The sequence below is a fragment of the Mesorhizobium sp. WSM4808 genome, from assembly GCF_055811675.1.
Genome location: NZ_JBVVQX010000007.1, coordinates 273,971 through 300,930 on the forward strand (window position 1 = coordinate 273,971; position 26,960 = coordinate 300,930).

The 26,960-nt window shown below is 63.7% G+C and carries 24 protein-coding genes; 9 read left to right on the forward strand and 15 right to left on the reverse strand.

What is annotated here, in order from left to right; genetic code table 11:
• Positions 1–191: 191 nt before the first annotated feature.
• The 4 genes from AC0L2U_RS15505 to AC0L2U_RS15520 all read right to left on the reverse strand — a co-directional run bounded on the left by AC0L2U_RS15505 (position 192) and on the right by AC0L2U_RS15520 (position 3,595).
• Complete coding sequence (locus AC0L2U_RS15505) at positions 192–1,925, reverse strand: SulP family inorganic anion transporter (protein ID WP_128288868.1); 1,734 nt, start codon at positions 1,923–1,925, stop codon at positions 192–194.
• A 69-nt stretch (positions 1,926–1,994) separates the two neighbouring features.
• Positions 1,995–2,273: a helix-turn-helix domain-containing protein gene (locus AC0L2U_RS15510; protein WP_473602145.1), complete on the reverse strand. Its 279-nt coding sequence runs from the start codon at positions 2,271–2,273 to the stop codon at positions 1,995–1,997.
• A gap of 246 nt (positions 2,274–2,519) precedes the next feature.
• A complete protein-coding gene (locus tag AC0L2U_RS15515; RefSeq protein ID WP_292565027.1) occupies positions 2,520–3,239 on the reverse strand; it encodes a phosphatase PAP2 family protein in 720 nt (239 codons plus the stop codon).
• A 14-nt stretch (positions 3,240–3,253) separates the two neighbouring features.
• Positions 3,254–3,595 carry a hypothetical protein gene (locus AC0L2U_RS15520; RefSeq protein WP_013528672.1) on the reverse strand — a complete coding sequence of 114 codons (342 nt, stop codon included), beginning with the start codon at positions 3,593–3,595 and terminating at the stop codon, positions 3,254–3,256.
• Positions 3,596–3,767: 172 nt separating this feature from the next.
• Here AC0L2U_RS15520 and AC0L2U_RS15525 point away from each other — a divergent pair, with 172 nt between their 5' ends.
• The gene (locus tag AC0L2U_RS15525) at positions 3,768–5,162 is read left to right on the forward strand and encodes a sensor histidine kinase (RefSeq protein WP_473602146.1); all 1,395 of its coding nucleotides are present in this window, start codon (positions 3,768–3,770) and stop codon (positions 5,160–5,162) included.
• On the forward strand, positions 5,159–5,818 hold the full coding sequence (locus AC0L2U_RS15530; RefSeq protein ID WP_023813468.1) for a response regulator: 660 nt from the start codon (positions 5,159–5,161) through the stop codon (positions 5,816–5,818). The genes AC0L2U_RS15525 and AC0L2U_RS15530 overlap by 4 nt, the downstream gene beginning before the upstream one ends.
• A gap of 280 nt (positions 5,819–6,098) precedes the next feature.
• On the opposite strand, the gene AC0L2U_RS15535 is transcribed toward AC0L2U_RS15530, so the two are convergent.
• The gene (locus tag AC0L2U_RS15535) at positions 6,099–6,497 is read right to left on the reverse strand and encodes a hypothetical protein (protein WP_473602147.1); all 399 of its coding nucleotides are present in this window, start codon (positions 6,495–6,497) and stop codon (positions 6,099–6,101) included.
• 623 nt (positions 6,498–7,120) lie between these two features.
• Between AC0L2U_RS15535 and AC0L2U_RS15540 the strand changes: the two genes are divergently transcribed.
• Positions 7,121–9,124 carry a PhoX family protein gene (locus AC0L2U_RS15540; RefSeq protein WP_473602149.1) on the forward strand — a complete coding sequence of 668 codons (2,004 nt, stop codon included), beginning with the start codon at positions 7,121–7,123 and terminating at the stop codon, positions 9,122–9,124.
• Positions 9,125–9,263: 139 nt separating this feature from the next.
• Positions 9,264–9,488 (forward strand): hypothetical protein, encoded by a 225-nt coding sequence (locus AC0L2U_RS15545; protein ID WP_013528677.1) that lies wholly within the window; start codon positions 9,264–9,266, stop codon positions 9,486–9,488.
• Here the strand turns inward: AC0L2U_RS15545 and AC0L2U_RS15550 are convergent.
• A complete protein-coding gene (locus AC0L2U_RS15550; RefSeq protein ID WP_473602150.1) occupies positions 9,480–10,670 on the reverse strand; it encodes a flavin-containing monooxygenase in 1,191 nt (396 codons plus the stop codon). The genes AC0L2U_RS15545 and AC0L2U_RS15550 overlap by 9 nt on opposite strands.
• A gap of 352 nt (positions 10,671–11,022) precedes the next feature.
• Between AC0L2U_RS15550 and AC0L2U_RS15555 the strand changes: the two genes are divergently transcribed.
• Positions 11,023–12,060, forward strand: a complete 1,038-nt coding sequence (locus AC0L2U_RS15555) for a phosphatidylglycerol lysyltransferase domain-containing protein (protein ID WP_473602151.1) — start codon at positions 11,023–11,025, stop codon at positions 12,058–12,060.
• Positions 12,061–12,252: 192 nt separating this feature from the next.
• Here AC0L2U_RS15555 and AC0L2U_RS15560 read toward each other — a convergent pair whose 3' ends face one another.
• Together AC0L2U_RS15560 and AC0L2U_RS15565 are read right to left on the reverse strand one after the other, a co-directional pair.
• Positions 12,253–13,014: an ABC transporter permease gene (locus AC0L2U_RS15560; RefSeq protein WP_292337343.1), complete on the reverse strand. Its 762-nt coding sequence runs from the start codon at positions 13,012–13,014 to the stop codon at positions 12,253–12,255.
• On the reverse strand, positions 13,011–13,937 hold the full coding sequence (locus tag AC0L2U_RS15565) for an ABC transporter ATP-binding protein (protein ID WP_127268578.1): 927 nt from the start codon (positions 13,935–13,937) through the stop codon (positions 13,011–13,013). The genes AC0L2U_RS15560 and AC0L2U_RS15565 overlap by 4 nt, the downstream gene beginning before the upstream one ends.
• Before the next feature lie 260 nt (positions 13,938–14,197).
• Between AC0L2U_RS15565 and AC0L2U_RS15570 the strand changes: the two genes are divergently transcribed.
• Together AC0L2U_RS15570 and AC0L2U_RS15575 are read left to right on the forward strand one after the other, a co-directional pair.
• Positions 14,198–15,559: a cytochrome ubiquinol oxidase subunit I gene (locus AC0L2U_RS15570; RefSeq protein WP_127808524.1), complete on the forward strand. Its 1,362-nt coding sequence runs from the start codon at positions 14,198–14,200 to the stop codon at positions 15,557–15,559.
• 295 nt (positions 15,560–15,854) lie between these two features.
• On the forward strand, positions 15,855–16,859 hold the full coding sequence (locus tag AC0L2U_RS15575; RefSeq protein WP_127397543.1) for a cytochrome d ubiquinol oxidase subunit II: 1,005 nt from the start codon (positions 15,855–15,857) through the stop codon (positions 16,857–16,859).
• A gap of 87 nt (positions 16,860–16,946) precedes the next feature.
• Here AC0L2U_RS15575 and msrA read toward each other — a convergent pair whose 3' ends face one another.
• From msrA to AC0L2U_RS15595, 4 genes are all read right to left on the reverse strand, one after another.
• Positions 16,947–17,678, reverse strand: a complete 732-nt coding sequence (gene msrA / locus AC0L2U_RS15580; RefSeq protein ID WP_127268581.1) for a peptide-methionine (S)-S-oxide reductase MsrA — start codon at positions 17,676–17,678, stop codon at positions 16,947–16,949.
• A 318-nt stretch (positions 17,679–17,996) separates the two neighbouring features.
• Positions 17,997–18,296, reverse strand: coding sequence for a hypothetical protein (locus AC0L2U_RS15585; RefSeq protein WP_473602152.1), 300 nt, complete (start codon positions 18,294–18,296; stop codon positions 17,997–17,999).
• 101 nt (positions 18,297–18,397) lie between these two features.
• On the reverse strand, positions 18,398–19,090 hold the full coding sequence (locus AC0L2U_RS15590; protein WP_127398808.1) for a DUF1223 domain-containing protein: 693 nt from the start codon (positions 19,088–19,090) through the stop codon (positions 18,398–18,400).
• 147 nt (positions 19,091–19,237) lie between these two features.
• Positions 19,238–20,290, reverse strand: a complete 1,053-nt coding sequence (locus AC0L2U_RS15595; RefSeq protein ID WP_128289830.1) for a TadE/TadG family type IV pilus assembly protein — start codon at positions 20,288–20,290, stop codon at positions 19,238–19,240.
• A gap of 259 nt (positions 20,291–20,549) precedes the next feature.
• Between AC0L2U_RS15595 and lepA the strand changes: the two genes are divergently transcribed.
• Positions 20,550–22,355, forward strand: coding sequence for a translation elongation factor 4 (gene lepA / locus AC0L2U_RS15600; RefSeq protein WP_128289831.1), 1,806 nt, complete (start codon positions 20,550–20,552; stop codon positions 22,353–22,355).
• A 121-nt stretch (positions 22,356–22,476) separates the two neighbouring features.
• Here lepA and AC0L2U_RS15605 read toward each other — a convergent pair whose 3' ends face one another.
• Positions 22,477–23,544 (reverse strand): cyclic nucleotide-gated potassium channel, encoded by a 1,068-nt coding sequence (locus AC0L2U_RS15605; RefSeq protein WP_128289832.1) that lies wholly within the window; start codon positions 23,542–23,544, stop codon positions 22,477–22,479.
• Positions 23,545–23,833: 289 nt separating this feature from the next.
• Here AC0L2U_RS15605 and AC0L2U_RS15610 point away from each other — a divergent pair, with 289 nt between their 5' ends.
• Positions 23,834–24,346, forward strand: a complete 513-nt coding sequence (locus tag AC0L2U_RS15610; protein ID WP_164895779.1) for a hypothetical protein — start codon at positions 23,834–23,836, stop codon at positions 24,344–24,346.
• 153 nt (positions 24,347–24,499) lie between these two features.
• On the opposite strand, the gene AC0L2U_RS15615 is transcribed toward AC0L2U_RS15610, so the two are convergent.
• Positions 24,500–24,682, reverse strand: coding sequence for a hypothetical protein (locus AC0L2U_RS15615; protein ID WP_292695260.1), 183 nt, complete (start codon positions 24,680–24,682; stop codon positions 24,500–24,502).
• Positions 24,683–25,116: 434 nt separating this feature from the next.
• Complete coding sequence (locus AC0L2U_RS15620; RefSeq protein ID WP_473602153.1) at positions 25,117–26,757, reverse strand: ABC transporter substrate-binding protein; 1,641 nt, start codon at positions 26,755–26,757, stop codon at positions 25,117–25,119.
• Positions 26,758–26,960: the final 203 nt, after the last annotated feature.

The following is a 26,960-nucleotide window of genomic DNA, read 5'->3' on the forward strand; positions in this document are numbered from 1 at the left end:
TGAAAGCTGAAGCAGGATAGGCGGAGGCTTCCCTGTTCAGGTCACGAAGATTGGTGCATTCGACGCCGCCGCGAAGCGACTTTCCTTGCATCTGGGACTAAAGTGGGCCCGCTCGCCTAAAGCGTGCTCCCCGCTTGCTTGAGATCAAAAAGTTGACGTTCAAGCGACCGCCGGCCGGCAAATCCCGGCCCCTACCGCACCTCGATCTTGCCTTTCAGCTGCGCCCGCGCCTCCTCGATCGACGCTGCATAGGTCACCAGCGGACGCTTCACGCCGTGGTTGATCAGCATGCGCCGGATCTGCGGCGAGGCACCTGATATGATGAAGCGGACGCCGGCGCGCCTGGCCTTGTGGGCGGCGCCCTCGATGACGTTGGCCGCCGTCGAATCGAAGAACGGTACGGCCGAGCAATCGAGGATGAAATTCCTGCGCTGGTCGGCGATGCGGTCGAGTACCGTGCCGACGGTCGATGCCGCGCCGAAGAAGAAGGCGCCCGAGATGCGGTAGACCACGGTGTCGGCGTCGGTCGCCTCGCTGGCATCGTAGGCGTTGGCGCTGTCGGCGACATCCTCCTGCACCAGCGGCTGATCGGCCTCTACCGCAGTCGACTTGGCCATGCGGTCGATGAACAGGATCGAGCCCAGCACGAAGCCGACGACGATGCCTTCGGTGAGATCGCGGAAGATGACGAGCAGGAAGGTCGCCGTCAGCACCAGCGCATCGCCGCGCGAGGCACGCAGCAAGGTGGCGAAGGCCTGCTTCTCGAACATGTTCCAGCACACGACCGCCAGCACGCCAGCCAGGGCTGCGAGCGGGATGTAGCTGGCGAGCGGCGCCGCCACCAGCATCAAAGCGAGCAGGATGGCGGAGTGGACGATGCCCGAAACCGGTCCGTGGGCGCCGGCCCGCACATTGGTCGCGGTGCGGGCGATGGTGCCGGTGGCGCAGATACCGCCGAACAGGGCGGACGCGATGTTGGCGAAGCCTTGCGCCACCAGTTCGCAGTTGGAACGATGCCGCCGGCCCGTCATCCCGTCGGCGACCACCGCCGACAGCAGCGATTCGATCGCGCCGAGCAGGGCAAAGGCAATGGCATCCGGCAGCACGTCAATCATCCTGCCCAGGCTCACCGGCGGCAAGGCAGGCATTTGCAGGCTACGCGGGATGCCGCCAAAGCGAGTGCCTATCGTCTCCGCGGGCAGCGAGAGAAGCGCCACGACCAGCGATGCCAGCCCGATGGCGATGAGCATGGCAGGCCATGTCGGCCGCCAGCGCTTCAGGCCGGCGATGGTGAAGATGGTCAACACCGCCACGAAGGTCGCCGCAAGATTGATGGTGCCGGCCGCCTCACCGACCGCGATCAACTTCGGCACCAGCGGTCCCGGCTCCCTGCCGGCAAGCTTCAGCCCGAACAGTTCGACGATCTGTCCTGAAAAGATGATGACGGCGATGCCGGCGGTGAAGCCGACCGTCACCGGATAGGGAATGAACTTGATGTAGGTGCCGAGGCGGAGATAGCCGATGGCGAGCAGGAAGACCCCTGCCATCATCGTTGCCAACAGCAGTCCATCGATGCCGACCCGGGCAACCGTCGCGGCCACCAGCACGATGAAGGCGCCGGCCGGACCACCGATCTGGAAGCGGCTGCCGCCGAGGGCCGAAATGATGAAGCCGCCGACGATCGAGGTGTAGAGGCCGCGCTCGGGCGTCACGCCCGAGGCGATGGCGATCGCCATCGACAAGGGCAGCGCGACGATGGCGACCGTCAGCCCGGCAATGGCGTCCGCCTTGAAGTCGGCGAACGTGTAGCCCTCGCGCCAGACCGTCACCAGCTTCGGCGTGAACAATTCGGAAAATGTCGGTTTTACCGGCCTATGGGCCGACCTGTGGGCCGGTTGATGCACTGCCCGCTGCGTCTGATCCATGGACTGCCTTTCGCACCCTGAAAGGCGGCGGGATCGTCGGCAGGGCTGTCGGCGGTCGCCGTCGCGACTTTATGCCGGCTCAGCCTTGGGATCCCGCGGCCCGGCAGGCTTGAGGCGCACGCCCCGGCCGCCGCGCTCGCTGGTCTGGTTCTCGCCGATCAGCTCCACCCCGGCCTCGTCGAGAGCCTGGATGACCTTCATCAGCGTGTCGACCACGCCCCTGACCACGCCATCGCTCGCCTCCATGCGCTGGATGGTCGGAAGCGAAACGCTGGCGCGCTCGGCGAGCGTCTTCTGATCGATGCCGGCCAGCGCCCTTGCGGCGCGCATCTGCGCGGCAGTGATCATCGGCCGGAATCCCCGTCTGAGTCTGCAGGAATAAGGTATAATACCATCATTGTGATGTTTCAAGCATTAGGATGAACGTCTGAGACGTAAGGGGGGCGGCTGACCGATCATTCAGATACTTCCCGGGATTGTGCCTAGGGTGTCCATCTAGGCAGGGGGTAACGCGGTTGAATTCTTCAAGACCTTCATGACCTGGGCGGCCTTGCTGCCGGTGGGCTGCGGGCACGGGCTGATCGACCGGCTGATCTAGTCTCCAGCCTCGTCGTCGCCGTTTGGATGCTGCCCGCGCCATCGCTGCCACGCCCGGGCAGCGAGCCAGCACAGCATCGCCCAGACGAAGCCGGCGCACCAGCCGGCAAGCACATCCGATGGCCAGTGGACGCCAAGATAGATGCGGCTGATGCCGACCAGCAGCGTCGTCAGCACCGCCAGCGACAGCACATAGATCTTCGTCGTTCGACCGGGCAGGAAGCGTGCCGCCAGCGCGCCGAGCGTCAGATAGGTCACGGCCGACAGCATGGCGTGGCCGCTCGGAAAAGACAGCGTCGTTTCGTTGACGAGATGCGAGACGAGTTCGGGGCGCGGCCGGTCGATGCCGGCTTTCAGCAGGCTCGACAGCACCTGACCGCCGGCCACCGCCACGAAGATGAAAAGGGCGGTCGCCGGCCTGCGGATAAGCAGGAGATAGACGATTACCGCCGTCACGATCAGCACCAACACGCTGCCGCTGCCAAGACTTGTGATGTCGCGCATCGCCCCTTGCAGCCACAGCGGGCCGATCGGGCTGTCAGGGCGCCCCGCCTGGCGGAAGGCGAGCAGGATTTCGGTGTCGAAGGCGTGCGGCGTGGTGGCGCGCGCAATCTCCATCAGCTCCTCGAATCCCCACAGGCCGGCGGCGATGACCAGGCCGGCCAGCAGCACCGGGAATTCGACCCGGTTGAGCAAAGCGTTCGCGGCGTTCTTCATCGGCAATTCGCCCGTTACAGCCGGCCTTGCAGATAGGGTCCCAGCGTGATCAGCGCCACCGCTGCGATCGCCAGCATGATGCCGGTCGCCTGCAGCGCATTGACGCGCTCGCCGAAGAAGACCAGCGCCACGACGTTCACGGAGACCAGCTGGATGACGGCGGAAAGGCTGAACGACACCGACATGCCGAATTCGCGGATCAGCCGCAGCATGATCAGATTGCCCAGCGAATAGAGCGCCAGCGTCAGCGCTATCTTGCCAAGGCTCGGCGCAAGGCCCCATTGCTTGGCGGCTGTCGCCGCCAGCAGGAAAATGACCGTCGAAAAGCCGAGCTGCAGCAATCCCGAAAAACTCAACGTTTCGCCCCCTCTCGAAGCGGCTCCCGCCGCATGCGTCGCGGACGTTGTTTCCCAAGCGCGCCGGGACGTCAAGCGACCTCGACCAAACGAAGCCCTTGGCAATGGCAAGCCGGAAGCTCAAAGTACGAACATCGCCCAATCTGTCGGTTCGAAGGGCGGTCAGGGGCTCATGATTCGCAGTTTTCAAAACCTGATGCGGCGCTGGAGCGAGCTTTCCCTTGCCCTGCAATTCGTCGTTGCCGGCGGCTTTGGCCTGCTGGCCGTCATGTTGGTGGTGGGCACCTGGGTGACGGCGCAGATCCGGGACGGCGTCATCCGCAATTCGGCCGCCACGACGGCGCTCTATGTCGACAGCGTGATTGCGCCGTTGCTTCCCGACTTGCGCAAGGACCAGGAGCTCAGCGAATCCGTCAAGCAGGCGCTGGACGAGACGCTTGGCCAGGGCGCGCTCGGCAAGCGCCTCGAATCGTTCGTGCTCTGGCGCCGCGACGGCACGGTTCTCTACGCCAAGGAGGCGTCCCTGATCGGCCGCCGCTTCGGTCCGAGCGACAACCTGCGTTCCGCCTTCGAAGGCAATGTCGTCGCTGAATTCAATACATTCGATGATGATGAACGCGAGGAGAAGGCTATCGGCTTGCCATTGCTGGAGATATACAATCCCGTGCGCGAGCCCTGGTCGGGCGAGGTGGTGGCGGTCACCGAGTTTTATGAGATCGCCGACGATTTCCAGGCCACCCTGGCGTCCGCCCTGTGGTCGAGCTGGCTGATCGTGGCCGGCGCGACGCTCGCGGCATTCCTGCTCCTGTCGGGCATCGTCCTGCGCGGCAGCCGCACCATCGACGATCAGCGTGGGGCGCTGCGCCGCCAGGTTTCGGAGCTGCAGGGTCTGGTGGTGCAAAACAGTGCTTTGCGACTGCGCGTGCAACGGGCCTCCCGCCGCGCCACCGCGCTCAACGAAAGATATCTGCGCCGGATCGGCGCCGACCTCCATGACGGCCCGGCCCAACTCGTGGCACTGGCGGCGCTGCGCATGGACAGCCCGATATTTTCCAGCGATGGCCATTCGAGCGTAAGCCGTTCGACCGAGGTCGCAATGATCCGCAAGACACTGGAGGACGCGATGCGCGAAATACGCGGCATCTGCACCGGCCTTGTTTTGCCGCAGATCGAGATGGCTGCCGCAACCGACATTCTGCGGCTGGCGGTCAAGGAACACGAGCAGAGGACGGGAACGTCGGTGACGCTGACGCTGACCGGACACTTGCCGGAGCCCGGCGCCTCCGAGAAGATCAGCATCTATCGTTTCGTCCAGGAAGGGCTGAACAACGCCTATCGCCATGGGTTGGGCAAGGATCAGGCGGTGAGTGCGGGGATGAAAGGTGGCCGGCTTTTTGTCGAAGTGTCGGACGGCGGGCCCGGCTTCGATCCGGCGGCACGGGTCGAGGGTCTCGGCCTCGCCGGCCTCAGGGAGCGGGTCGAAAGCATTGGCGGACAGTTCGAAACCTTGACCGGGCCGCAAGGTACGCGTTTGGTGATCCGTCTATCGGTCGAGGAGCAAGCATGACTGGGACCATTCGCATCGCCATTGTCGACGATCACCCCCTCTTTCGCGAAGGTGTGACGCGCAGCCTGTCGGAGATCGGAGGCTTCGAGATGGTTGGCGAGGGCGCCACGGCGCAGGATGCCGAACGCCTCGCCACGACGGTGCGGCCCGACATCTTGCTGCTCGATATCTCCATGCCGGGCGGCGGGCTGACCGCCGTCGCAAGCATCCTCGCCAGCCATCCGGCCCAGAAGATCGTCATGCTGACCGTTTCGGAGGCCAACGCCGATGTGACAAAGGCGCTGAACGCAGGGGTGAATGGCTATGTCCTCAAAGGCGTCGGGTCGCGCGGGCTCGCCGACATCCTGCGCAATGTTGCAGCCGGCGAAAGCTATCTGTCGCCGACGCTGTCGGCCCGGCTGCTTTCGGATCTCCAGTCCCAGCAGCCGACCGACGGCATTGCGGAACGGCTGCGGCAGCTCACCGATCGGCAGACGGAAATCCTGCGGCTGGTGGCGGAGGGGCTGAGCAACAAGGAAGTCGCCTTGCGGCTTGAGCTGCAGGAGAAGACCGTCAAGCATCACATGACCGGGGTGCTGTCGAAGCTCAATGTGCGAAACCGCACCGAAGCGGCCTTGATGATGCGTGAGTTGCGCGACCGCGACAGGCCTTCCTAGAGCAACTAGAGCATGATGCCGAAAGGTGTGAAGCGGTTTTCGGAAGACATCATGCTCTATCTCTTTGATTTAGAGGCGGATTCATTTTTCAGGCCGCTTCGACCTGAAATCATCCGAATTGCGCAAAACAATAATTGAACGGTTGCGTGCCTCCGCAAGGTGCGGACCTCGCAAAGCGCGTCACGCCTCGGGACCGGCGTGGCACCGCCAAAACGATGTCACCTCCGCCGGGGGGCGGCGGAGGTGACGTGCAAAGCTGACCGTTGCCTGTTGGCCAGCTTCACAAGGCCTTGAGACGATCGGCATCGGCCGGCGTGGCCTGGCGGTCGATGATCGTGCGACCGAGCGCGTCCTTCATGCTGAAACGTCCGTTCTCGAGCTTTTCCGTTATGCCGTCGGGATGCCGGACCGTGATCTTGTTGCCGGTCACGTCGACCTTGTCACCGGTCTTTGCATTGACATGGCTTCCGCTCTTACCCTGATTGGATCCCGATTTGCCGCTGTTGCCGTTATTGCCGCTGTTGCCATTCCCGCTATTCCCGCCGCTGTTCCCTCCATTGCCGCCGCCGGAATTGCCGCCGCCACCACCGCTGTTACCGCCACCCTTGGCGTATGCGCTGGCGGTGTGGATGCCGGGAACGGAGCCGTCCAGGACAATTTGGTAGGGAGCAATCGTCAACGCCAGCGCCGCTGCCGATTTGAGCGCCAGCCGGCAACAACGGGTCGTGACCGATCTGTGCATTTTGATCTCCGACGACTGAGCCCGGCGCGCCCCACCCCAACGTTGCAGTGCAACAACATTGCCGAAAGACGCGGCGCCCGGAAGCGACCTCCGACCGTTGCGGTTGTCAACTAGGACCTTTGCAAGCGCAAGATTGGACTAAAGTCCCAAGCGTATGCTACATTAGCTTTGCATGAACGGCGCCGCGACCGCCATCGTTAAATGGGAGACTCGCTTTCCCTACGCCTGACGACGGCAGACGCCGAACATCAAGTCACCTCCGCCGGGGGCGGCGGAGGTGACTTTGTCGAGCCGGCTTTGTGCGTTGATCGGTTTGCAGCGGCTGACGCCATGCGCCGTCGCAGGAGGCGCGGCGAAACATGCCGCCGAAGGTCTCCTTCATCTCGAAAAGTCGATTCCGGAGCAGTTCACGGCCTTCGGGAAGGCTGAGCCAGCGCTGCGCGTAATGCAGTCGCGTCTGAAAGGTCCCCCAATGTCACGAAAATGTGACCCGGCGATTATAAGGGGGGTCAAACAGGTACCCCACGCTCCAGCCACCCAACAGCCAGAGGCAAGCCATTATGACTGACCTTCGCTCTCCCGACACCGGATTCCGCACCAGCCTGCTCGAGGAAAACGACGGCCCGGCCATCAATGCCTCCGACAACCGCACCATGGGCGAGATCATCGCCGCGCGGTTCTCGCGCCGCGGCTTCCTCAAGGGCTCGCTGGCCGTCTCGGCCATCGCCGCCACCGTAAGCCCGCTGGCGCTGATCAGCGCCGACGAGGCCCGGGCAGCGGAAGGCTCGGTCTTCGCGTTCGACGAACTCGAGGCCGGCATCGACGACAAGCACCATGTCGCGCCGGGTTACGATGCCGATGTCCTGCTGCGCTGGGGCGATCCGCTTTTTGCCGATTCGCCCGACTTCGACCCGACGAAACAGTCGGCCGAGGCCCAGGCGAAACAGTTCGGCTACAACAATGACTATGTCGGCTACATCCCGATCGACGGCTCAGCCGAACATGGCCTGCTGGTGGTCAACCACGAATACACCAATCCGCATCTGATGTTCCCGGGCATCGTGAAGATCGTCGAAAAGGACGGCAAGAAGTCGGCCGAAGTCGCGCCCCTCTCGAAGGAGCAGGTCGATGTCGAGATGGCCGCCCATGGCGGCACCATCGTCGAGATCCGCAAGGACGGTGGCAAATGGCAGGTGGTGCGCGACGGCAAGCTCAATCGCCGCATCACCGCCAACACCGAAATGGCGCTGTCCGGCCCCGTCGCCGGCCATGACCGCGTCAAGACCAAAGCCGATCCGTCCGGCACCAAGGTTTTCGGCACCGTCAACAATTGCGCCGGCGGCGTCACGCCCTGGGGCACCTATGTGATGGCCGAGGAGAACATCCATGGCTATTTTTCCGGCGAGCTGCCGGAAGACCACAAGGAAGCCGCGAACTACAAGCGTCTCGGCATTCCCGAAGGCGCCTATGAATGGGCGGCGCATTACGAGCGTTTCGACCTCGCCAAGGAACCCAACGAAGCCAACCGCTTCGGCTGGATCGTCGAGGTCGATGTCAACGACCCGACCTCGACGCCGAGGAAGCGCACCGCCATGGGCCGCTTCAAGCATGAGGGCGCCGAATCGATCGTCGCCAAGGACGGCCGCGTCGTCTTCTATCTCGGTGACGACGAGCGCTTCGACTATGTCTACAAGTTCGTGACCAGGGCCGCGTTCAATCCGAACGACCGTGCCGCCAACAAGGACCTGCTCGACGATGGCACGCTGCATGTCGCCAGGTTCGCCGAAGACGGCACGGTCGAATGGCTGCCGATCGTGTTCGGCCAGGGGCCGCTGACGGCTGAAAACGGTTTCACTGGCCAGGCCGACGTGCTGATCGAGACGCGCCGCGCCGCCGACCTGCTCGGCGCCACCAAGATGGACCGCCCGGAAGACATTCAGCCCAATGGCGTCAACGGCAAGGTCTATGTCATGCTGACCAACAATTCGAAGCGCAAGGCCGACCAGGTCGACGCCGCCAACCCGCGCGCCGAAAACGCCTTCGGCCACATCATCGAGATCGCCGAGGACGGCGGTGATTTCACGGCCGCCAAGGGCAAGTGGGAAGTGCTGCTGAAATGCGGCGATCCCTCGGTTGCCGATGTCGGTGCCACCTTCTCGACGGCAACGACGGCCAATGGCTGGTTCGGCATGCCCGACAATTGCGCGGTCGATTCGGCCGGGCGTCTCTGGGTCGCGACCGACGGCCAGGGTCCGAAAGCCACCGGCCGCACCGATGGCTTATGGGCGGTGGACACGGAGGGGGCGGCGCGGGCGACCTCGAAACTGTTCTTCCGCGTGCCGATCGGCGCCGAAATGTGCGGTCCGCTGTTTGCGCCCGACGACCGGACCGCCTTCGTCGCCGTCCAGCATCCGGGCGACGGCGGAGAGGACTGGGAAGCGTTCGGGCGCCCGTCCTACTATGAGGACCTGTCGACGCGCTGGCCCGACTTCAAGCCCGACATGCCGGTGCGGCCGTCGGTCGTCGCCATCACCAAACAGGGCGGCGGCAAGATCGCGGTCTGATATCAGGTACTCGTTTGCAATCTCAAGGGAGGGACTTCGGCGACCCGAAGTCCCTCCCTTTTTTGCGTGAAATCCGTCAGGCCTCGGGAAAGATTGGCAATTTAAACGTGGCGCTCTAGGTCTTTATCAGGAGATCGCCATGTCGAAGTCCGTCTATGACCGTGGCTTGCTCAAGCCAGCCGATATCGCCAAGCTGCAGCGCGTGTTCGACGAGGCCTGCCGGCGGCGCGAGGCACATCCCGATTCCGCCGACGCGCGGGAAATCGCGCTTAACCTGCTCGCCTTGCACAATGCCGGCATGGTGGAAGAGGACATGCTGATGGAAGCCGTCGGTTTCCGGCGGCTGGAACCGAAATCAGCGTGATGCGCTGGATTGGTGCGAGGCCGACCCTGCAATTCGTTTGGCGATCGCCTTGGCCAGGATGCCGGCATTGGCGAAGCAGCCGCGAATGCTTGGCCGCATGCCGGTGAACCACAGACCGGGCAATTTTGGATCGGCTTCGCCACCGTTGAAGAGCGGAACGCCCTTGGCGTCGAGCACGCCGAGCTTGCCGACCATGGGCTCCAGCCCCGTGCGGTAGCCTGTCGCGGCAATGACGATGTCGGGATAGATCAGGCTGCCATTGGCCAGGATCACGCCATCGCGGGTGAATTCCCGTATGCCCGGCACGACGGTGATCTTGCCGGCCTTGATGGCGCCGACGGCGCCGTCGTCGGCCGCGATCGCGGTGTAATCCGAGCTCAGGCGGCTGGCGCCGCCCGCAGGCGCGGGCGGCAGGCCGAATTTGGTCAGGTCGCCGAAAACCAGCCGCTGCGTTGCCGCCATCACCGCATCGGCGAGCCGCAACGGCAAGCGCGCCATGATCGGCGAAAGCCGGTGCACGGCGATCTTGCAGATGCGCTTGGGCAGCAGGGCGGGACCGTTGCGGGCCGACAGCCAGATGGCGGCCGTGTCTATGCCGGCCAGATGATTGAGCGCATCGAAGCCCGAATTGCCGGCGCCGACGACCAGCACTTTTTGGCCCGCATAGGCTTGCGCGTCACCGAAATCCGCCGAATGGATGATGCGCCCGACGAAATCCTTCATGCCTTTCCATTCGGGGGTGAACGGCTGCCTGTCGCGGCCGGTGGCGATGACGACATTGCGGGCGAAGCGCGGTCCGGTGCTGGTGCGCAATGCCCAGTGGTCGCCTTTGAAGGTGATCTCTTCGACCGCGACGCCAAACTGCACCGGCAGCCGGTTCTCCTTCTGGAAATCGTTCATGTGGCGGATGACGACCATCCTTTGCGGAAAGGCAGGCGTGCCAGGGGGAAAGGCGAGACCAGGCAGCGAAGAAAGATCGCGATGGGTGTTGAGATGCAATTGCTGGTGGCGTCGGTGCCAGGGCTCGGCCAGCCGGCTTTCCTTTTCCAGGATCGCCGTCGGCACGCCGGCGTTCATCAAGGCATGCGCGGCGGCCAGCCCGGCAGCACCGGCGCCGACGACGATTGTCGGCTCGACCGTGGCCGGCAGATCCGCCACCGATCTGATTGTCGTATCAGTCATTCACTCGAATCCCATTGGACGTCCCGCCGTAAGGCTCGCAGGACGCTGTAACCGTTTGATCGCGCGCAGGATCCCCTGCAGCAAACCGCGGCCGAATTTCGAGCGATGCGATTTAGCGCCACACGCCGGGCCGCGGTTGCGCTCTATATGGCATATGCGCGATATCAACGGTAATCAGGTCGCGGCAATGTGATTGATTCGAGGCCTTGGGTGGCTGGCGGGTCTCGGTTATCCCCCACGCGCATGCCCGAAATCGAGTCCGATTTTCGAGTCATGCGCAGAATCAAAGTGTTACAGCACCTTGGCGCGTCCTGGACGGCCGGCGCTGTAGGCGGCACGCGGAATCTCGACCATGCCCTCCTTGCGGTTCTATTTCGACAAGATCCTTGAGGCCGCCGCGCCCGAGGTCGAGCGTCAGGCGCTGACCCATGTCGAACGCCTGGCACTGGTGCGCCGCTATGGCGACTTCTCGCTCGCCTATTCGACCGCCGTGCAAGGCAAGCTTTCCTATTTCGGCGATGCCGACGGCTACATCGCCTTCGGTACCAAGATGAAGCACCATTTCGCGCTCGGCGACCCGGTGGCGGCTCCGGTGCGTCGGGCCGATTACATCAACCGTTTCGTCGAGACCGCCGGCAGCCCATGGTTCGTGCAGGTCGGCGAGGACACCGCACGCGTGCTGGCCGGCCTTGGCTACAAGGTCAATCGCCTCGGCATCGACACCCGCCTCGCCCTGCCCGAGCATGATTTTTCCGGGAAGCGCAACGAGACCGTGCGCTACTCCGAGCGCTGGCTGCTGAAGAAAGGCTTTTCGTTCGAAGAGGACAAGCGCACGATCTACCTCGACGAGATCGCCCGGCTTTCGGAAAACTGGCGCGGCGACCGCATCGTCAAGCGCTGGGAGATGGGTTTTCTTAACCGCCATTTCGCCGACCATCTCGGCACCGACATGCGCCGTTTCGTCCTGCACGGTCCCGATGGCGAACTGGTCGCTTTGCTCGACTTCGACCCGTTGTTCGCCGACGGCAAGGTCATCGGCTACACCACCGCCTTCAAGCGCAAGCATCTCGACGCCTCACCGCATGCCGAGATCGGCCTGACCAAGTTCGCCGTCGACCGTTTTCGCGAAGAGGGCATCTCGGTGGTCACGCTCGGCCTGTCGCCGCTCGTCGATGTGGGCCCGAGCGGATTTGCCGAAAGCGATTTCTGGCGCAATGCCTTCCAGCGCGCCTATTCTTCGCCCTGGGTCAATCGCCGCAGGTTCAACCTGCAGGGCCAGGCGGCGTTCAAGCGCCGCTTCCACGGCGTCGAGGAGCCGGTCTACATCGCCTTCCGCCAGGGAACGTATGTCGAGATGCTGGGGCTGCTGCGGCTGATCAAGGCGATCTAGGTCTGGCGATATTCAGGTGAGGCCGGCCTGCAAATGGCGGCTTCCTGCGCTTCCCTAGTTCTACTGCCACGCAGTAGAACTGAGCTCACGTACAAAAAGTACGCTCCGCTCCGGTTCTCGGAATCCACCATTTTCGACTCGGCCTGACCTGAATCTCAACAGACCTAGCGGCGCTCAGGGCGCTTTCGCCGCTCAGTTCCTGAGCCGGTAGCCGGTCCTGAATATCCAGGCGACGATCGCTATGCAGATCAGCAGAAAGACGATCGTCATGCCGAGGCTGATACCGACCGAGACATCGGATTTGCCGTAGAAGCTCCAGCGGAAGCCGCTGATCAGATAGACGACCGGATTGAACAGCGTCACCGTGCGCCAGACCTCGGGCAGCATGTTGATCGAATAGAAGCTGCCGCCGAGGAAGGTCAGCGGCGTAATGATCAACAGCGGCACCAGCTGCAGCTGCTCGAAACTCTTCGCCCAGATGCCGATGATGAAGCCGAACAGGCTGAAGGTCACCGCCGTCAGCACCAGGAAGGCGAGCATCCAGAACGGATGCAGGATGGTCAGCGGCACGAACAGCGAGGCGGTGGCCAGGATGATCAGGCCGAGAAGGATCGACTTGGTCGCGGCACCGCCGACATAGGCGATGACGATCTCCAGATAGGAGACCGGCGCCGACAGAAGCTCGTAGATCGAGCCGACGAATTTCGGGAAGTAGATGGCAAAGGAGGCGTTGGAGATCGACTGCGTCAACAGCGACAGCATGATCAGACCCGGCACGATGAAGGCGCCGTAACTGATGCCGTCGATCTCGGTGATGCGCGAGCCGATGGCCGAGCCGAAGACGACGAAATACAGCGACGTCGAGATGACCGGCGAGACGATGCTCTGCAGCACGGTGCGGAAAGCACGCGCCATTTCCATGCGGTAGATCGCCCATACGGCGCGAAGGTTCATGGCTCCCTCCTCACCAGATTGACGAAGATCTCCTCGAGCGAAGAGTTTTGCGTGTCGATATCGCGGAACTGGATGCCGCCGGCCTCGAGATCGCGCATCAACGAGGCGACGCCGGGCCGCTCGGCCTGATTGTCATAGGTGTAGGTCAGCTGCCCGCCATCGGGCGACAACTCCAGCGCATAGCGCGAGAGCGCCTCGGGAATGGCCGTCAGCGGATTGCGCAGTTCCAGCACCAGCCGCTTGCGGCCGAGCTTGCGCATCAGTTCGGCCTTGTTCTCGACCAGGATGATCTCGCCGCGGTTGATGACGCCGACCCGGTCGGCCATCGCCTCGGCTTCCTCGATATAGTGCGTGGTGAGGATGATGGTGACGCCGTCCTCGCGCAGCCGGCGCACCATCGCCCACATGTCCTGGCGCAGCTCGACGTCGACGCCGGCGGTCGGCTCGTCGAGGAACAGGATGCGCGGCTCATGCGACAGCGCCTTGGCGATCATCAGCCGGCGCTTCATGCCGCCCGACAGGGTGATCGCCTTGGCGTCCTTCTTGTCCCACAGCGACAGGTCGCGCAGCACCTTCTCGACAAAGCCGGGGTTGGCCGGCTTGCCGAACAGGCCACGGCTGTAATTGACCGTCGCCCAGACGCTCTCGAAGGCGTCGATTGTCAGTTCCTGCGGCACCAGCCCGATCAGACCGCGCGCGGCGCGATAATCCTTGTTGATGTCGTGGCCGTCGACGGTGACGGTGCCCGACGAACGGTTGACGATGCCGCAGACGATCGAGATCAGGGTCGTCTTGCCGGCGCCATTGGGTCCAAGCAGCGCGAAGATCTCGCCGCGCTGAATGTCGAGATTGACTTCCTTGAGCGCGGTGAAGCCGGTGGCGTAGGTCTTGGAGACCCCGGAAATGGACAGGATGGAAGGCATGGATGAAAACGGCTGCTTGAAAGAGGTCCCCTGATATAGGCCGAATGTCGGTGCTTGCAACCGCAAGTCAATGCCCTGCTGACAGTTCTCGACAATCGTGCCGGCCGGCCGTTGCAGGTGCGGCGCACAGGCCCGGAGTTGCACGGCACGCAACCGGCAAAATTGTCCTGTGGCGTTCAGCCTCGCGGCAGGACGCCGCTTTGACCTGAACTCGCTTCGGGCCTATCCTTCGCGAGTATTTGCAGCAGCCGGAGCCCATCATGGACCCGCTCATACTTTCGCGTATCCAGTTCGGCGCGAATATTTCATTCCATATTCTATTTCCGACGATCACCATTGCGCTGGGTTGGGTGCTGCTGTTCTTCAAGTTGCGTTACAACGCGACCAACGATTCCGCCTGGATGCGCGCCTATTTCACCTGGGTGAAGGTGTTCGCGCTGTCCTTTGCCATGGGCGTGGTTTCGGGCGTCACCATGAGCTTCCAGTTCGGCACCAACTGGCCGGGCTACATGGAAAAGGTCGGCAACATCGCCGGGCCGCTGCTGGCCTACGAAATCCTCACCGCCTTCTTCCTCGAAGCGGCCTTTCTCGGCATCATGCTGTTCGGCTTCCGCCGCGTCTCCAACCGCATCCACACGCTGGCGACGGTGCTGGTCGCCGGCGGCACCACCGTCTCGGCATTCTGGATCATCGCGCTCAATTCCTGGATGCAGACGCCGGCCGGATTCGAGATGCGCGACGGCGTGGCGCATGCGGTCGACTGGTGGGCAATCATCTTCAATCCGTCGATGCCCTACAGGCTGACCCACATGCTGCTGGCGTCGGGGCTGACGGTGTCGTTCCTGATATCAGGCCTGTCGGCGCTGCGCTATCTCACCGGCGACCGCTCGGAATCGATGTGGAAGGCGCTGCGCACCGGCGTCTTCACCGCGGCGATCCTGATCCCGATCCAGATCTTCGCCGGCGACCAGCATGGGCTGAACACGCTGGAGCATCAGCCGCAGAAGATCGCCGCCATGGAGGCCAACTGGAACACCGGCCCCAACGTGCCGCTGGTGCTCTTCGCGCTGCCCGACGAGGCGGCGAAGGAAAACAAATTCGAGATCGCCATTCCCGATGGAGCCAGCCTGGTGCTGCGGCACTCGACCAGCGGCGTGGTGCCGGGGTTGAACGACTATCCCGGCAACCATCCGCCGGTCTTTCCGGTGTTCTGGGGTTTCCGCATCATGGTCGGCACGGGCATATTGATGCTGCTCGTCTCATGGTCGGCGGCCTTCTTCCTCAAGCGCCGGCACAGCCTGCCGAAGCCGCTGGCCATGCTGATGGTGCCGATGGCGCTGTCGGGCTGGCTGGCGACGCTGGCCGGCTGGTACACCACCGAAATCGGCCGCCAGCCCTGGCTGGTGACGGGCGTGCTGAAAACCGCCGACGCGGTCGGCCCGGTGGCCGGCAGCCATGTCGCGCTGACGCTCGCCATATACCTCGTTCTCTATGTGCTGTTGCTGATCGCCTATCTCGGCGTGCTGGTGCACCTGGCGCTGAAGGCGGCGAAGGACGGCGACAACTCGCCGTTGCCCGGCGTGCTCAACGCGCCGATGTCGCAGCCGGCTGCGGGGGAGTGATTTGATATGGCACTCCAGCCGGGCGCCGGCGCGGCCCCTCACCTGCCTGCCGGCATCCTCTCCCCTTATAGGGACGGGGAGAGGGGCGCTCGCATCGACGGTTTCGCCAATCACCAGCGTTGCAAGAAAAGCGCCGAGATTGCGGCCAGCCCCCTTCTCTCCGTCCCTATACGGGGAGAAGTGCCCGGCAGGGTGATGAGGGGCGGCGCCGACTTCGGCAATCGATCTGAAGCCTCGATAGAGCCCCATCCGATCACATCGCGATTAGCCGGCTCTGGTGAGTGAGGAGAAAAAGATGACCTTCGACTGGCCAACCGCGCTTCCGCTGATCTTCGCCGGCCTGATGGGCCTCGCCATCCTGATCTACGTCATTCTCGACGGTTTCGATCTCGGCATCGGCATTCTGTTCGCGGCAGCCGAGGATGCTGAACTGGACACGATGATCGCCGCCATCGGCCCGTTCTGGGACGCCAACGAAACCTGGCTGGTGCTGGCCGTCGGCCTGCTGCTGGTCGCCTTCCCGCTGGCGCATGGCGTCATCCTGACGGCGCTCTACATTCCGGTCTTCGTGCTTTTGCTCGGGCTGATCCTGCGCGGCGTCGCCTTCGATTTCCGCGCCAAGGTGCCAGCTGGCCGCAAGCATCGCTGGAACCGTATTTTCTTCCTGGGTTCGCTCATCGCCTCGCTGGCGCAGGGCTATATGCTGGGCGTCTATGTGCTCGGGCTCGATGTCGGCCTCGGCGGCACGGCGTTCGGCGTGCTGGTGGCGTTCTGCCTTGCCGCCGCCTACGCGGCGATGGGCGCCGCCTGGGTGATCTACAAGACCGAAGGCGAATTGCAGAAGAAAGCGGTGCGCTGGCTGCGCACCGCGCTGGTGCTGACCGCGCTCGGCATGGCGGCGGTGTCGCTGGCGACGCCCTTCGCCAGCCCGCGCATCTTCGACAAATGGTTCGTCTGGCCGGAAATGCTTTATCTGTCGCCGCTGCCGATCCTGTCGGCGCTTTTGTTCCTGTGGCTGTGGCGGCAGACCTTCCATCTGCCGAAGCCCGACGACCGCCATTCGCTGATGCCGTTCCTGACGCTGGCCGCCATCTTCGCGCTCGGCTTTGCCGGTCTCGCCTGGTCGTTCTACCCGTTCGTGGTGCCCGATCGCCTGACCATCTGGCAGGCGGCTTCCGCGCCGGAGAGCCTGGCCATCATCCTCGCCGGCACCGTGGTCGTGCTGCCGGTCATCATCTTCTATTCGTTCTATGCCTACCGGGTGTTCGGCGGCAAGGCGACGGATCTGACGTATGATTGACCTGCCGATGCAGGCGCGAGGCACCCCTCTCTGGCTGCCGGGCAGAGGGGGGTGCTGTCCCGCCGACGCCTCCTCAATAAAGCCGACTCAATTGCTCGCCGACAGCACCAGCACCGGCTTGTCGCTGTAGAGCGCCGGGAACAGTGCCTTCAAATTCGCCACCTTGGGCAGGTCGTTGTAGACGATGTAGGGATAGGTCGGGTTCAGCGTCAGAAAATCCTGATGGTAATTCTCGGCCGGATAGAAGGTCTTGCCGGTTTCCAGCGTAGTGACGATCGGCTCCGGGAACACCTTGGCCTGGTCGAGCTGGGCGATGTAGCTTTGCGCGATCTTCTTCTGTGCATCGTTTTCGGCGAAGATCGTCGAGCGGTATTGCGTGCCGGAGTCCGGACCCTGGAAATTCAGCTGGGTCGGGTTGTGGGCGACCGAGAAATAGACCTGCAGCAGCTGGCCATAGGTCACCTTCGATGGATCGTAGGTGATCTCGACGGATTCGGCATGCCCGGTGCGGCCTGAGCCGACCGTCTCGTAGACGGCGGTGTCCTTGTCGCCGCCGGAGTAGCCGGAGACGGCCCTGGTGACGCCCTTGACGTGCTGGAAGACGCCCTGCACGCCCCAGAAGCAGCCGCCGGCGAAGATCGCCTTTTCAGTGCCGGCGGCCGCCTTCTCGTCGATTGCCGGCGGCGGGATCTTCACCGCGTCCTCGGCCGAAACCGCCGGTGTCAGCCAGAAGGCGGCGCCAGCGGCGGCAAGTGCAAGCGCGGCGAGGGCGCCTTTGACAAAGCCGAGCGAACGGTTTGAAATCTTGATGTTGGTCATGGTTGCACTCCTCGTGGCTTCCATAGGGATCAGTCTATTGCATCAAATAGTGCGGCGCGACGCACATTCGCGTGCGCCGAATGCGGAATCTTACCGTCAGCGCTGCCCCTCACTGTCCTGCCGGACATCTCTCCCCGTAAAACGGGGAGAGAGCGACTGACCGCGACGCTGGCGTTTCTACCTGCAACACCGATGATTGGCGAAACCGTCGATGAGCGCCCCTCTCCCCGTCACTATACGGGGAGAGGATGCCGGCAGGCAGGTGATGGGCAGCGCCAAGGGCCGCCCTTGTGAATGAACGGCTGAGACGCGGCAGAACTAGTTGGCCGGAGCCATCGCATCCGTTGCCGGTTTCATCGCATCCGTCGCCGGCTTCATGGCGTCGGCGGCCGGCTTCATGGAATTGGTTTCCATCGGATCGGCCGGCTTCATCGCATCCGCGGCAGGCTTCATCGCATCCGCGGCAGGCTTCATCGCATCCGCGGCCGGTTTCATGGCATCTGCAGCCGGCTTCATCGCGTTGGTCGCGTCGTCGGCGCGAGCGATGCCGCCGGCAAACAGCGCCGTCGAGCACAAAGCGAGAGCGAGCGCCGGCAGCGTCAGGCGGGAAATGGTCATGATGATCTCCTTGGGTTGGTCGTGAAGGCGCGCCCTCTTGGCGGCCGTGCTATGCGGCGCCGCTCCATGCGGCGTTGCGCAATCTCTTGTTGAAGCGTGATCTAGTTTGTCGCGGCGGCCAGGATCGGTCCGCCACCGGGCGACTGCACGAGCACGGCGGTGCTCAGGCCGCCGGATGCGGCGGGCAGCGGATACGTCGTGGCCGCGCCGGTCCAGCCGCCGAGTTTTTCGAGCGCGTGCACGACATTGGCGTGCGGCAAGGTGCGGCCGGTGTTTTCGCCGCGCGACACCGGCACCTCGACGACGCCCTTGGCATAGTGCACCAGCCAGACATCGGCGTGGCCGCCAGGTACGGCGCCGGCGCCGATGCTGATCTTGCCGCCATCGAGCGACAATGCCGGGCCGCTCGTCCGGCCGCTCACCGAGATCAGCTTTTCGATCTCGCCAGGTGCGGCGCCGACGACATCGGCATGGCCGTTGACCACCACTTGCGGCGTGAACGGCCCGTCATGACCGAGCGCCGGCTCGTAATTGACCTGGCGCCGGGTGAATTCCTGTTTTCCGAAAATGTCCTTCCAGCCGAGATAGTCCCAGTAGGTGACGTTGAACGACAGCGCCAGCACGCCGGGCTGGTCCTTGACCCTGATCAGATTGGCGTTGGCCGGCGGGCAGGACGAGCAGCCCTGGCTGGTGAACAGCTCGACCACGCTGAGCGGCTGGGCGGCGGCCGCACCGAGCGATGCCGCCAGCGCAAGCGATGAGAGGCTGGACACTGTGACGAACTTGCGGGACATCGGCTTGCTCCGTGGGCGGCGGCGCCTGAATGCACCGCTGATATCCCCACTTCGCCGCTGTCGGCGCCTTCGTTACAGCGCTCACCGGTTTGTGATCGCTAGCGTTCTTCCTTCTCCCGCAAGGGGAGAAGGCAAGAAGAGCAGCTTCTACTGCGTCAGCCGCGTGTTGTTGGGCCGCTTGTTGAAGTCGCACTTGCCGGTGACGTTGTAGAAGAAGTCGGCGTTGCTGACGGGCGCCGGGACCTTGTTGCCGCCGTCTTCCCAGGCCTGGTAGGCTGTCGATCCACAAGGAACGAGGCCAAAGATATCGACGATTTGGCCGGTCGCCATTTCGGCCGGGGGGATGTCCTTGCTTGTCGAGCTATAGAGCCGGTTGGACGTGGCCGGATCGTTCGAATAGAGGTTTTGCGGATTGCCAGATGGGACGTTCATCTGCAGATAGAGGCCAGCCATCTGGCTGACGTCGATTGAGGCACCGGCGGTGTTGCCGGCAGCCATCGTGTCGACGCAGTAATATTTCGTGCCAAACTGGTCGGTGTTCAGCGTCACCCCGTCAGGCGCCTTTTTGCCGACCTTGCAAACCTGCGTTTGGGCCACCGTGGCGACGCCCAGACTGTCGATCTTGCTGACGGTGGTGGTGCCGTACCCTTTGGGATCCGTGCCCCCGCCGTATTTGTAATCGATCGTCATCAGAGGCTTGCCCTCCTTCGCACCGAACATCGTGCCGTAGAGCGTCATTGTCTTGTTCCAGTAGCCCGACACCCCGGTGACCTTGAAGGTCGCCTCCACCAAAGCTGGCGCCTTGTTCACCGCCGACGTGACGCCGATCGCCACCGTGGGGATACTGGCGATCTGCATGAACACGGTCTTCATGGCGAAACTCGCCGAGGCCTGCGCGGTGGCGGTGCCGTTGGCGCTGACGTCGAAGCTGTTCAAGGTCGCGGTGCCCTGTCCGCCGTTTTCTCTGTAGGTATCCTGCAGCACCAACTGACGCTGCGGTTTCGTCGAGGCCGTGTCCATCGTGGTGATCGACAGGATCGCGGCGTCGAGTGCCGCCTGCTCGGTCGACCTGGTCTGGACCGCGGAGGTGTAGTCGACGGAAAAGCCGACCGCGGTGATCAGCGGTATCATGGCGAGAACAAGTATCGGTGCGAACGAGCCGCTCCGCGACTCGATAAAACTGCCTGCAAGCCCCCGCATGCCTTCGTCCTTACATCAGATATTTCCCTCCGCTAACATGCCGATCACAAATTATGCTCTAACGCGTGTGGTTAAAATTTATCTATTTTTCGAGGAATCCGGGGGAAAAGGCGACAAGCGCCCGCACCGCTTGCCTCGGCAGCCGCCTGCTCTGCCTTCCCGGCAGCGGCCGTACGGCTTGCCAGGCAACGGGCCGGGTCACATGTGCGGCGGCAGCCTGCCGCTTGCTCGGGCAAGCCACCCCTGCTAAACGCGCGCCATGAGCACGCCCCTCGACCACATCCGCAATTTCTCCATCGTCGCGCATATCGACCATGGCAAATCCACGCTTGCCGACAGGCTGATCCAGCTGACCGGTGGGCTGGAGCTGCGCGACATGAAGGAGCAGGTGCTGGACTCGATGGACATCGAGCGCGAGCGCGGCATCACCATCAAGGCGCAGACGGTGCGGCTGAAGTACCGCGCCAACAATGGCGAGGACTATATCCTCAACCTGATCGACACGCCCGGACACGTCGACTTCGCCTATGAAGTGTCGCGTTCGCTAGCCGCCTGCGAAGGTTCGCTGCTGGTGGTAGACGCCTCCCAGGGCGTCGAGGCGCAGACGCTGGCCAATGTCTACCAGGCCATCGACAACAACCACGAGATCGTCGTGGTGCTGAACAAGGTCGACCTGCCGGCCGCCGAGCCCGAGCGCATCCGCGAGCAGGTCGAGGAGGTGATCGGCATCGACGCCTCCAACGCCGTTCTGATCTCGGCCAAGACCGGCCTTGGCATTCCCGACGTGCTGGAGGCCATCGTCCACCAATTGCCGCCGCCGCGCGAAGGCGACGCGTCGGCCCCGTTGAAGGCGATGCTGGTCGACTCCTGGTACGACGCCTATCTCGGCGTCATCGTGCTGGTGCGCGTCATCGACGGCGTGCTGAAAAAGGGCCAGACCATCCGCATGATGGGCACCGGCGCCAAGCACCTGGTCGAGCGCACCGGCGTGTTCACGCCGGCCCGCATCAATGTCGACGAGCTCGGCCCCGGCGAATTCGGCTTCTTCACCGGCTCGATCAAGGAGGTGGCCGACACCCGCGTCGGCGACACCATCACAGAGGACAAGCGCACCACGGCCAAGGCGCTGCCCGGCTTCAAACCGGCGCAGCCGGTAGTGTTCTGCGGCCTGTTCCCGGTCGACGCCGCCGATTTCGAGGATCTGCGCGCCGCGGTCGGCAAGCTGCGCCTCAACGACGCCAGCTTCTCCTTTGAAATGGAAACCAGCGCCGCACTCGGCTTCGGCTATCGCTGCGGCTTCCTTGGCCTCCTACATCTGGAAATCATCCAGGAGCGGCTGGAGCGCGAGTTCAACCTCGACCTGATCGCCACGGCACCGAGCGTCGTCTACCGGCTGGCTCTGACCGACGGCTCGATGAAGGAATTGCACAACCCGGCCGACATGCCCGACGTGGTGAAGATCTCGGCGATCGAGGAGCCATGGATCCGCGCCACCATCCTGACGCCCGACGACTATCTCGGCGGCATCCTGAAACTTTGCCAGGACCGGCGCGGCATCCAGGCCGACCTCTCCTATGTCGGCAAGCGCGCCATGCTGATCTACGATCTGCCGCTCAACGAAGTCGTCTTCGACTTCTACGACCGGCTGAAGTCGATCTCCAAGGGCTACGCCTCCTTCGACTATCACCTGACCGACTACAAGGAGGGCGACCTGGTAAAAATGTCGATCCTGGTCAATGAGGAGCCGGTCGACGCGCTCTCCATGCTGGTGCACCGCACGGCGGCGGAAAAGCGCGGAAGGCAGATGTGCGAGAAGCTGAAGGAGCTGATCCCGAACCATCTGTTCAAGATTCCGATCCAGGCCGCCATCGGCGGCAAGGTCATTGCGCGGGAAACCATCTCGGCGCTGCGCAAGGACGTCACCGCCAAATGCTACGGCGGCGACGTCTCGCGCAAACGCAAGCTGCTGGACAAGCAGAAAGAAGGCAAGAAGCGGATGCGGCAGTTCGGCAAGGTGGATATTCCGCAGGAGGCGTTTATCCAGGCGCTTAAGATGGGCGACTAAGCGGTTCGGCCTTCGGCCGAACGCATCGACCCGGTTGGTCGATGCGAGCACAAGTCCGGTTGGGAGCTGCCGGAGGCAGCGCGCACCCTGCCAGCGCGGCGGTGGAGCTGCACGATTGGGATCAAGCCATCGGTGCCGCGCCGCGGCGCTCGAGCGCGGTCTTGCGGATGATTTCCGCGATCTCCGGGCTGCTGCTACACAGCATCTGGAAATCCGCCGCGTGCAGCGACAGGAGGGAGACCGCTGTCGCGGCGTTGACGGTCGCCGAACGCGGTTCGCCGCTGATCAGCGCCATCTCGCCAAAGAAGGAGCCAGGGCCAAGCTCCACCGGGTTCGGCGTCGCGACGCTGACGCGCCCCTCCACGACGAAGAACATCCGATCCCCGGTCTCGCCACTGCGGCAGATCACGGCGCCCGCCGGCAAGTTGCGAGGTCTTAGCGCGCGCACGATCTCGACCAGCACGGCCGGGCCGAGCTTCTCAAACAAGGGCACGCCGGCGACCAATTGCCAATTGCGGACGAAATCCTCGCGACGGATTTCCTGATAGAAGCCGGAGGCAAGAATGCCGGCCCAGAGCGCGAAGATGCCGATGCCAGTCATCATGACCGCCCCGGCAAGGACGCGGCCGGCGAAGGTTTGCGGAATGTGGTCGCCATAGCCGGTGGTGGACAGCGTGACCACCGCCCACCACATTGCCTCGGGGATGCTGCCGAACTTTTCCGGTTGGATGTCGCGCTCGATGACATAGGCGGCGAGTGCGACACCAAACAGAACGACGCCGAAGAGCGTGGTGACGCCGATCAGGTTGCGCGCTTCGTTGGCCAGCACCCTGCCCAGCACCGGGAAGAAGGTCGAGTCGCGCAGCGGTTTCAGCAGCCAGACACCACAGTAGAGGCTCCAGTCGGGCGTGCCGCCGAGCAGAAATGCGGCGAGTGGAACCAAAACCGCGAGCACATCGATGGCGATTGCCGGCGTCCTGTCCCGAAGGTCTCCCGCCCGGTGCTTGAGCAGCGTCGCGGCCATCTGCAGAAGATAGGCGCCCCAAATGACCGCGAGCAGTGCGGTCAGAGCCAGTCTGCTTCGTCCGGACAGGTTCGGTGTCGTGAGCGCAGCCACCACCAGAAGCCCAGGGGCAGCCAGCACCGCGTTGAGCGGCGCGTAAATTCTCAGGAAAGGCAGTACCGACATTCTGTGCCCACGAGCGGCTACTATTTGCCAAAGTAGGCTGCCTTCAAGGCAAGCGTAAAGGTGCTTGCTGCGATCCGCCGATATCGGTTCTCGGGCAAGGCTGACTTTGTCGACTGCGGACGCGCTGCGGACCGCTCTCTCGACAGTCTCTGCCTTCACGCCTTGTCGATTTCGGGCTGACACTGGAGCCGCGTCGGGAAGTCAAACAGGTGAGAGCGCCTCGCCATCGGCGAGCATTGGATCAGACACCGTCCTGCGGTATCCTCGAGCCAGCTTGGGGAGACATCAAATGCGCACCACTTTAGACACCATCGCCGCGATCGGCCTCGCCATCGGCGGTGCCTTCGGCCTAGCCGGCACCTTCGTCGCCAGCGCCCCGCTGCGCGAAACGCTCTGGACGATCGACGGCGTGGCACTCGTGGTGGCGACCGCCCTGCTGACCATGAAATATCAGCGGTTGGGCAATGACTGCATAGCTGCCGGCTTCCTGACCTTCCTCGCCGGCGAGACCCTGCTGCTGGCGGGCAATGCGGCAGGACTGGAGGCCAGCGTGCCCTCCTATGTCGGCGGCATCTCGCTGTGGGCGGCGGCACTGGTCATGGTCAGCGCGCCGAAGACTTTCGCCCTGTGGATGCGGCTCACCGCGCTGGTGGCTGCCGTGCTGTTTGTCATCTCGGCTTGCATGATCCTCTGGGGCGCGCCCTTGCTGCCAACCTCGGCGCCGCTGCCCGCCGCCGGCTATCCGTTCCTGGTGCTGACCTTTGTTGGCTGGATCTGGACGTTGCTGAGGGCGGAACGGTGAGCCTTTGTCCGCTTCCGTACCAAACGTCCGACCTGGTTGATCCGGCATCGCCGGAACGGTAAAAAATCCGGGCGGCGGACCTTATCAGGTCGCCAGTGGCCGGCGCGGGCTCAGGCAACTGCCTCACCGGCATTCGCGCCGGCCACTTCTGCTTCACTTGCGAATGATCCAGTCGACGAGGCCGCTGTCGACATGCGCCTTATCAGTGAGTTTGCGCACCAAGGCCTTGGCGTGGTCCGCCCATTGCGCCTCAGGGATGAGGCGTTCGGCAATGGATGTCTTGAATGCCCTTCGCAACGCATGGAAAGTAAGCGCGGGGCCGTGGGGTCCTTCCATTGCATTGCTCCCGACGGGGCGGGAGCACGCTGACACTCTCAAGCACCAGCGCCCATACAGTGGCCAGCGACAGCGCAACCATGCGCCCTGTGGCCGCGGCGGTCCACCGCCTGGCACCGCACGTTTTGCGCCGTACATGAAATATAGGTGCTGGCGATGCGCGCTGACGCGCCTTGCCTCAACCTCACGGAGCAGGGAAGACCAATGTGGGCGCTGCCCCTCACCTGCCTGCCGGCATCCTCTCCCCGTATAGAGACGGGGAGAGGGGCGCTGTCGTCTTGGCTTTCGCCAATCGCAAACGGTGCAGAAAAAGCGTCGGCGTTGCGGCCAGCGTCTTTCTCCCCGTCACTATACGGGGAGAAATGCCCGGCAGGGCAATGAGGGGCGGCGCTGACCTCGGCTTTAAGTCCCTTCAACGCGTCACGGTCGACGCCTCACCCCTCAATCCAAACCTTCTCGAAATGCTGCTCCAGCGCCTGGTGCTGTTCGCAGCCTTCGACGCCCTTGCGGTACGTCCGGTAGACCGAGCGCCAGTAAGGTTGGATGATGATGCCGCTATCGCGCAGATTCTGCTCGATCTTGCCCATGATCTCCTTGCGCGCCTTGGCGTCGGGCGTTGCCAGCGCCTTGTCGAGCAGCGTGTCGAATTCGGGATTGGCGTAGGCGCTTTCGTTCCAGGCGGCGCCGGACTTGTAGGCGAGCGCCAGCACCTGGACGCCGAGCGGGCGGCCGAGCCATTCGGTGCAGGAGAAGGGGTATTTGCTCCAGTCGTTCCAGAAGGTGGCGGCCGGAAGCACCGTGCGCTTGATCTTGAGGCCGGCCTCGCGCATCTGCGCGCCGATGGCGTCGCCGGTGCTTTTTTGCCATTCGACATCGACGGAGATGAGCTCGAATTCGTGGTCGGCCTTGCCGGCCTCGGCGAGCAGCTTCTTCGACTGCTCGACGTCGCGCCTGGCCGGGCCGATATCGGCATATTCGGGGTGCATGGGGCCGACATGGTGGTTGTCGGCGGGCTTGCCGCGGCCGCCGAGGCCGAGCGCCAGCACGGCGGAATTGTCGACGGCGAGCTGGGCGGCGCGGCGCACCTTGACGTCGTCATAGGGCGCGTTGGCGACATTGAAGCGGGCGACGATGGTCGAGCCGGTGGCGATCTCGGAATTCATCAGCCCCATCTGCTCGGTCTGCGAGACGGCGTCGGAAGCGGTCTCGTGGTCGGTGTCAATCTCGCCGGATTCGAAGGCCGACAGCATGGCGTTGGGGTCGGAGCCGTAGTCGACCCATTTGATGCCGTCGAGATGGAATTCGCCCTTCCACCAGGGTTTTTCCTTGCGCTTCACCTCGGCGCCCGTCTCGGCATCCCAGCTGACCAGCTCGCAGGGGCCGGTGGTGATGGCAAGCGCCTTCATGGGGTCGCCATCGCCCTCATAGGAGCGGTGCATGATCAGCGCCGGATAGTCGGCCATGCCGGCGATCAGCGAGATGTCTGACTTGGGCAGATTGAGCTTGATGGTGAAGTCGTCGACCTTGGCGATGCCGCCGTCGACGACCTTCTTGGTGTCGGCATTGACCAGCGCGCCCATGCGCGCGGCGACCGAATTGCCGGGCACCGAGGCATCGCACCAGCGGGTGAGGTTGTGAATGACATCATCGGCGTTGAAGGCATCGCCATTCGACCAGGATATGCCCTTGCGCACATGCAGGGTCAGCGTCCTGGCGTCGTCGCTCGCCTCCCAGCTTTCGAGCAGCCAGGGTTCGAAGGAGAAGTCGGTGTTCCAGCGCACCAGATATTCGTTGCAGTGGCGGGCGATGTTGGACATCTCGACGCCGTCGAAGGTGCGCGGGTCCTTGAAGCCCTTGACGTTCATGGCGACGCGCAGGGCGCCGCCTTTCTTCGGTTCTGCCGCGCGGGCAGGGGTCGTGCTGAGCCCGGCCAGCGCCACCGCGCCGGCGGCGCTGACACCGAGCCCGGCCATCAGCGCCAGATATTCGCGGCGGTTGATGCCGCCGGCCTTGAAGTCCTCGGCGACGGGTTTGGCTTGCGGGTGGAGTTTGCGGTCGGTCAGCATGAATTTCATCGTCGTTCCCCTGTTGTTGATGCATGCCGCCCAAAAGTGCCCAGCGGTTTTGGGACAACGGCATGCACAGAAAAATCGCCCCGGCCGATCGACGGACGCGGGGGCGGACGCGACCGCCGGGGCGCCGTTGCCTGAGCGGGAATGATAGAGCGGGGTGACGCTAGGGAGTGTTCGGGAATCCGCAGTAATTGTGCGGGGTTCCG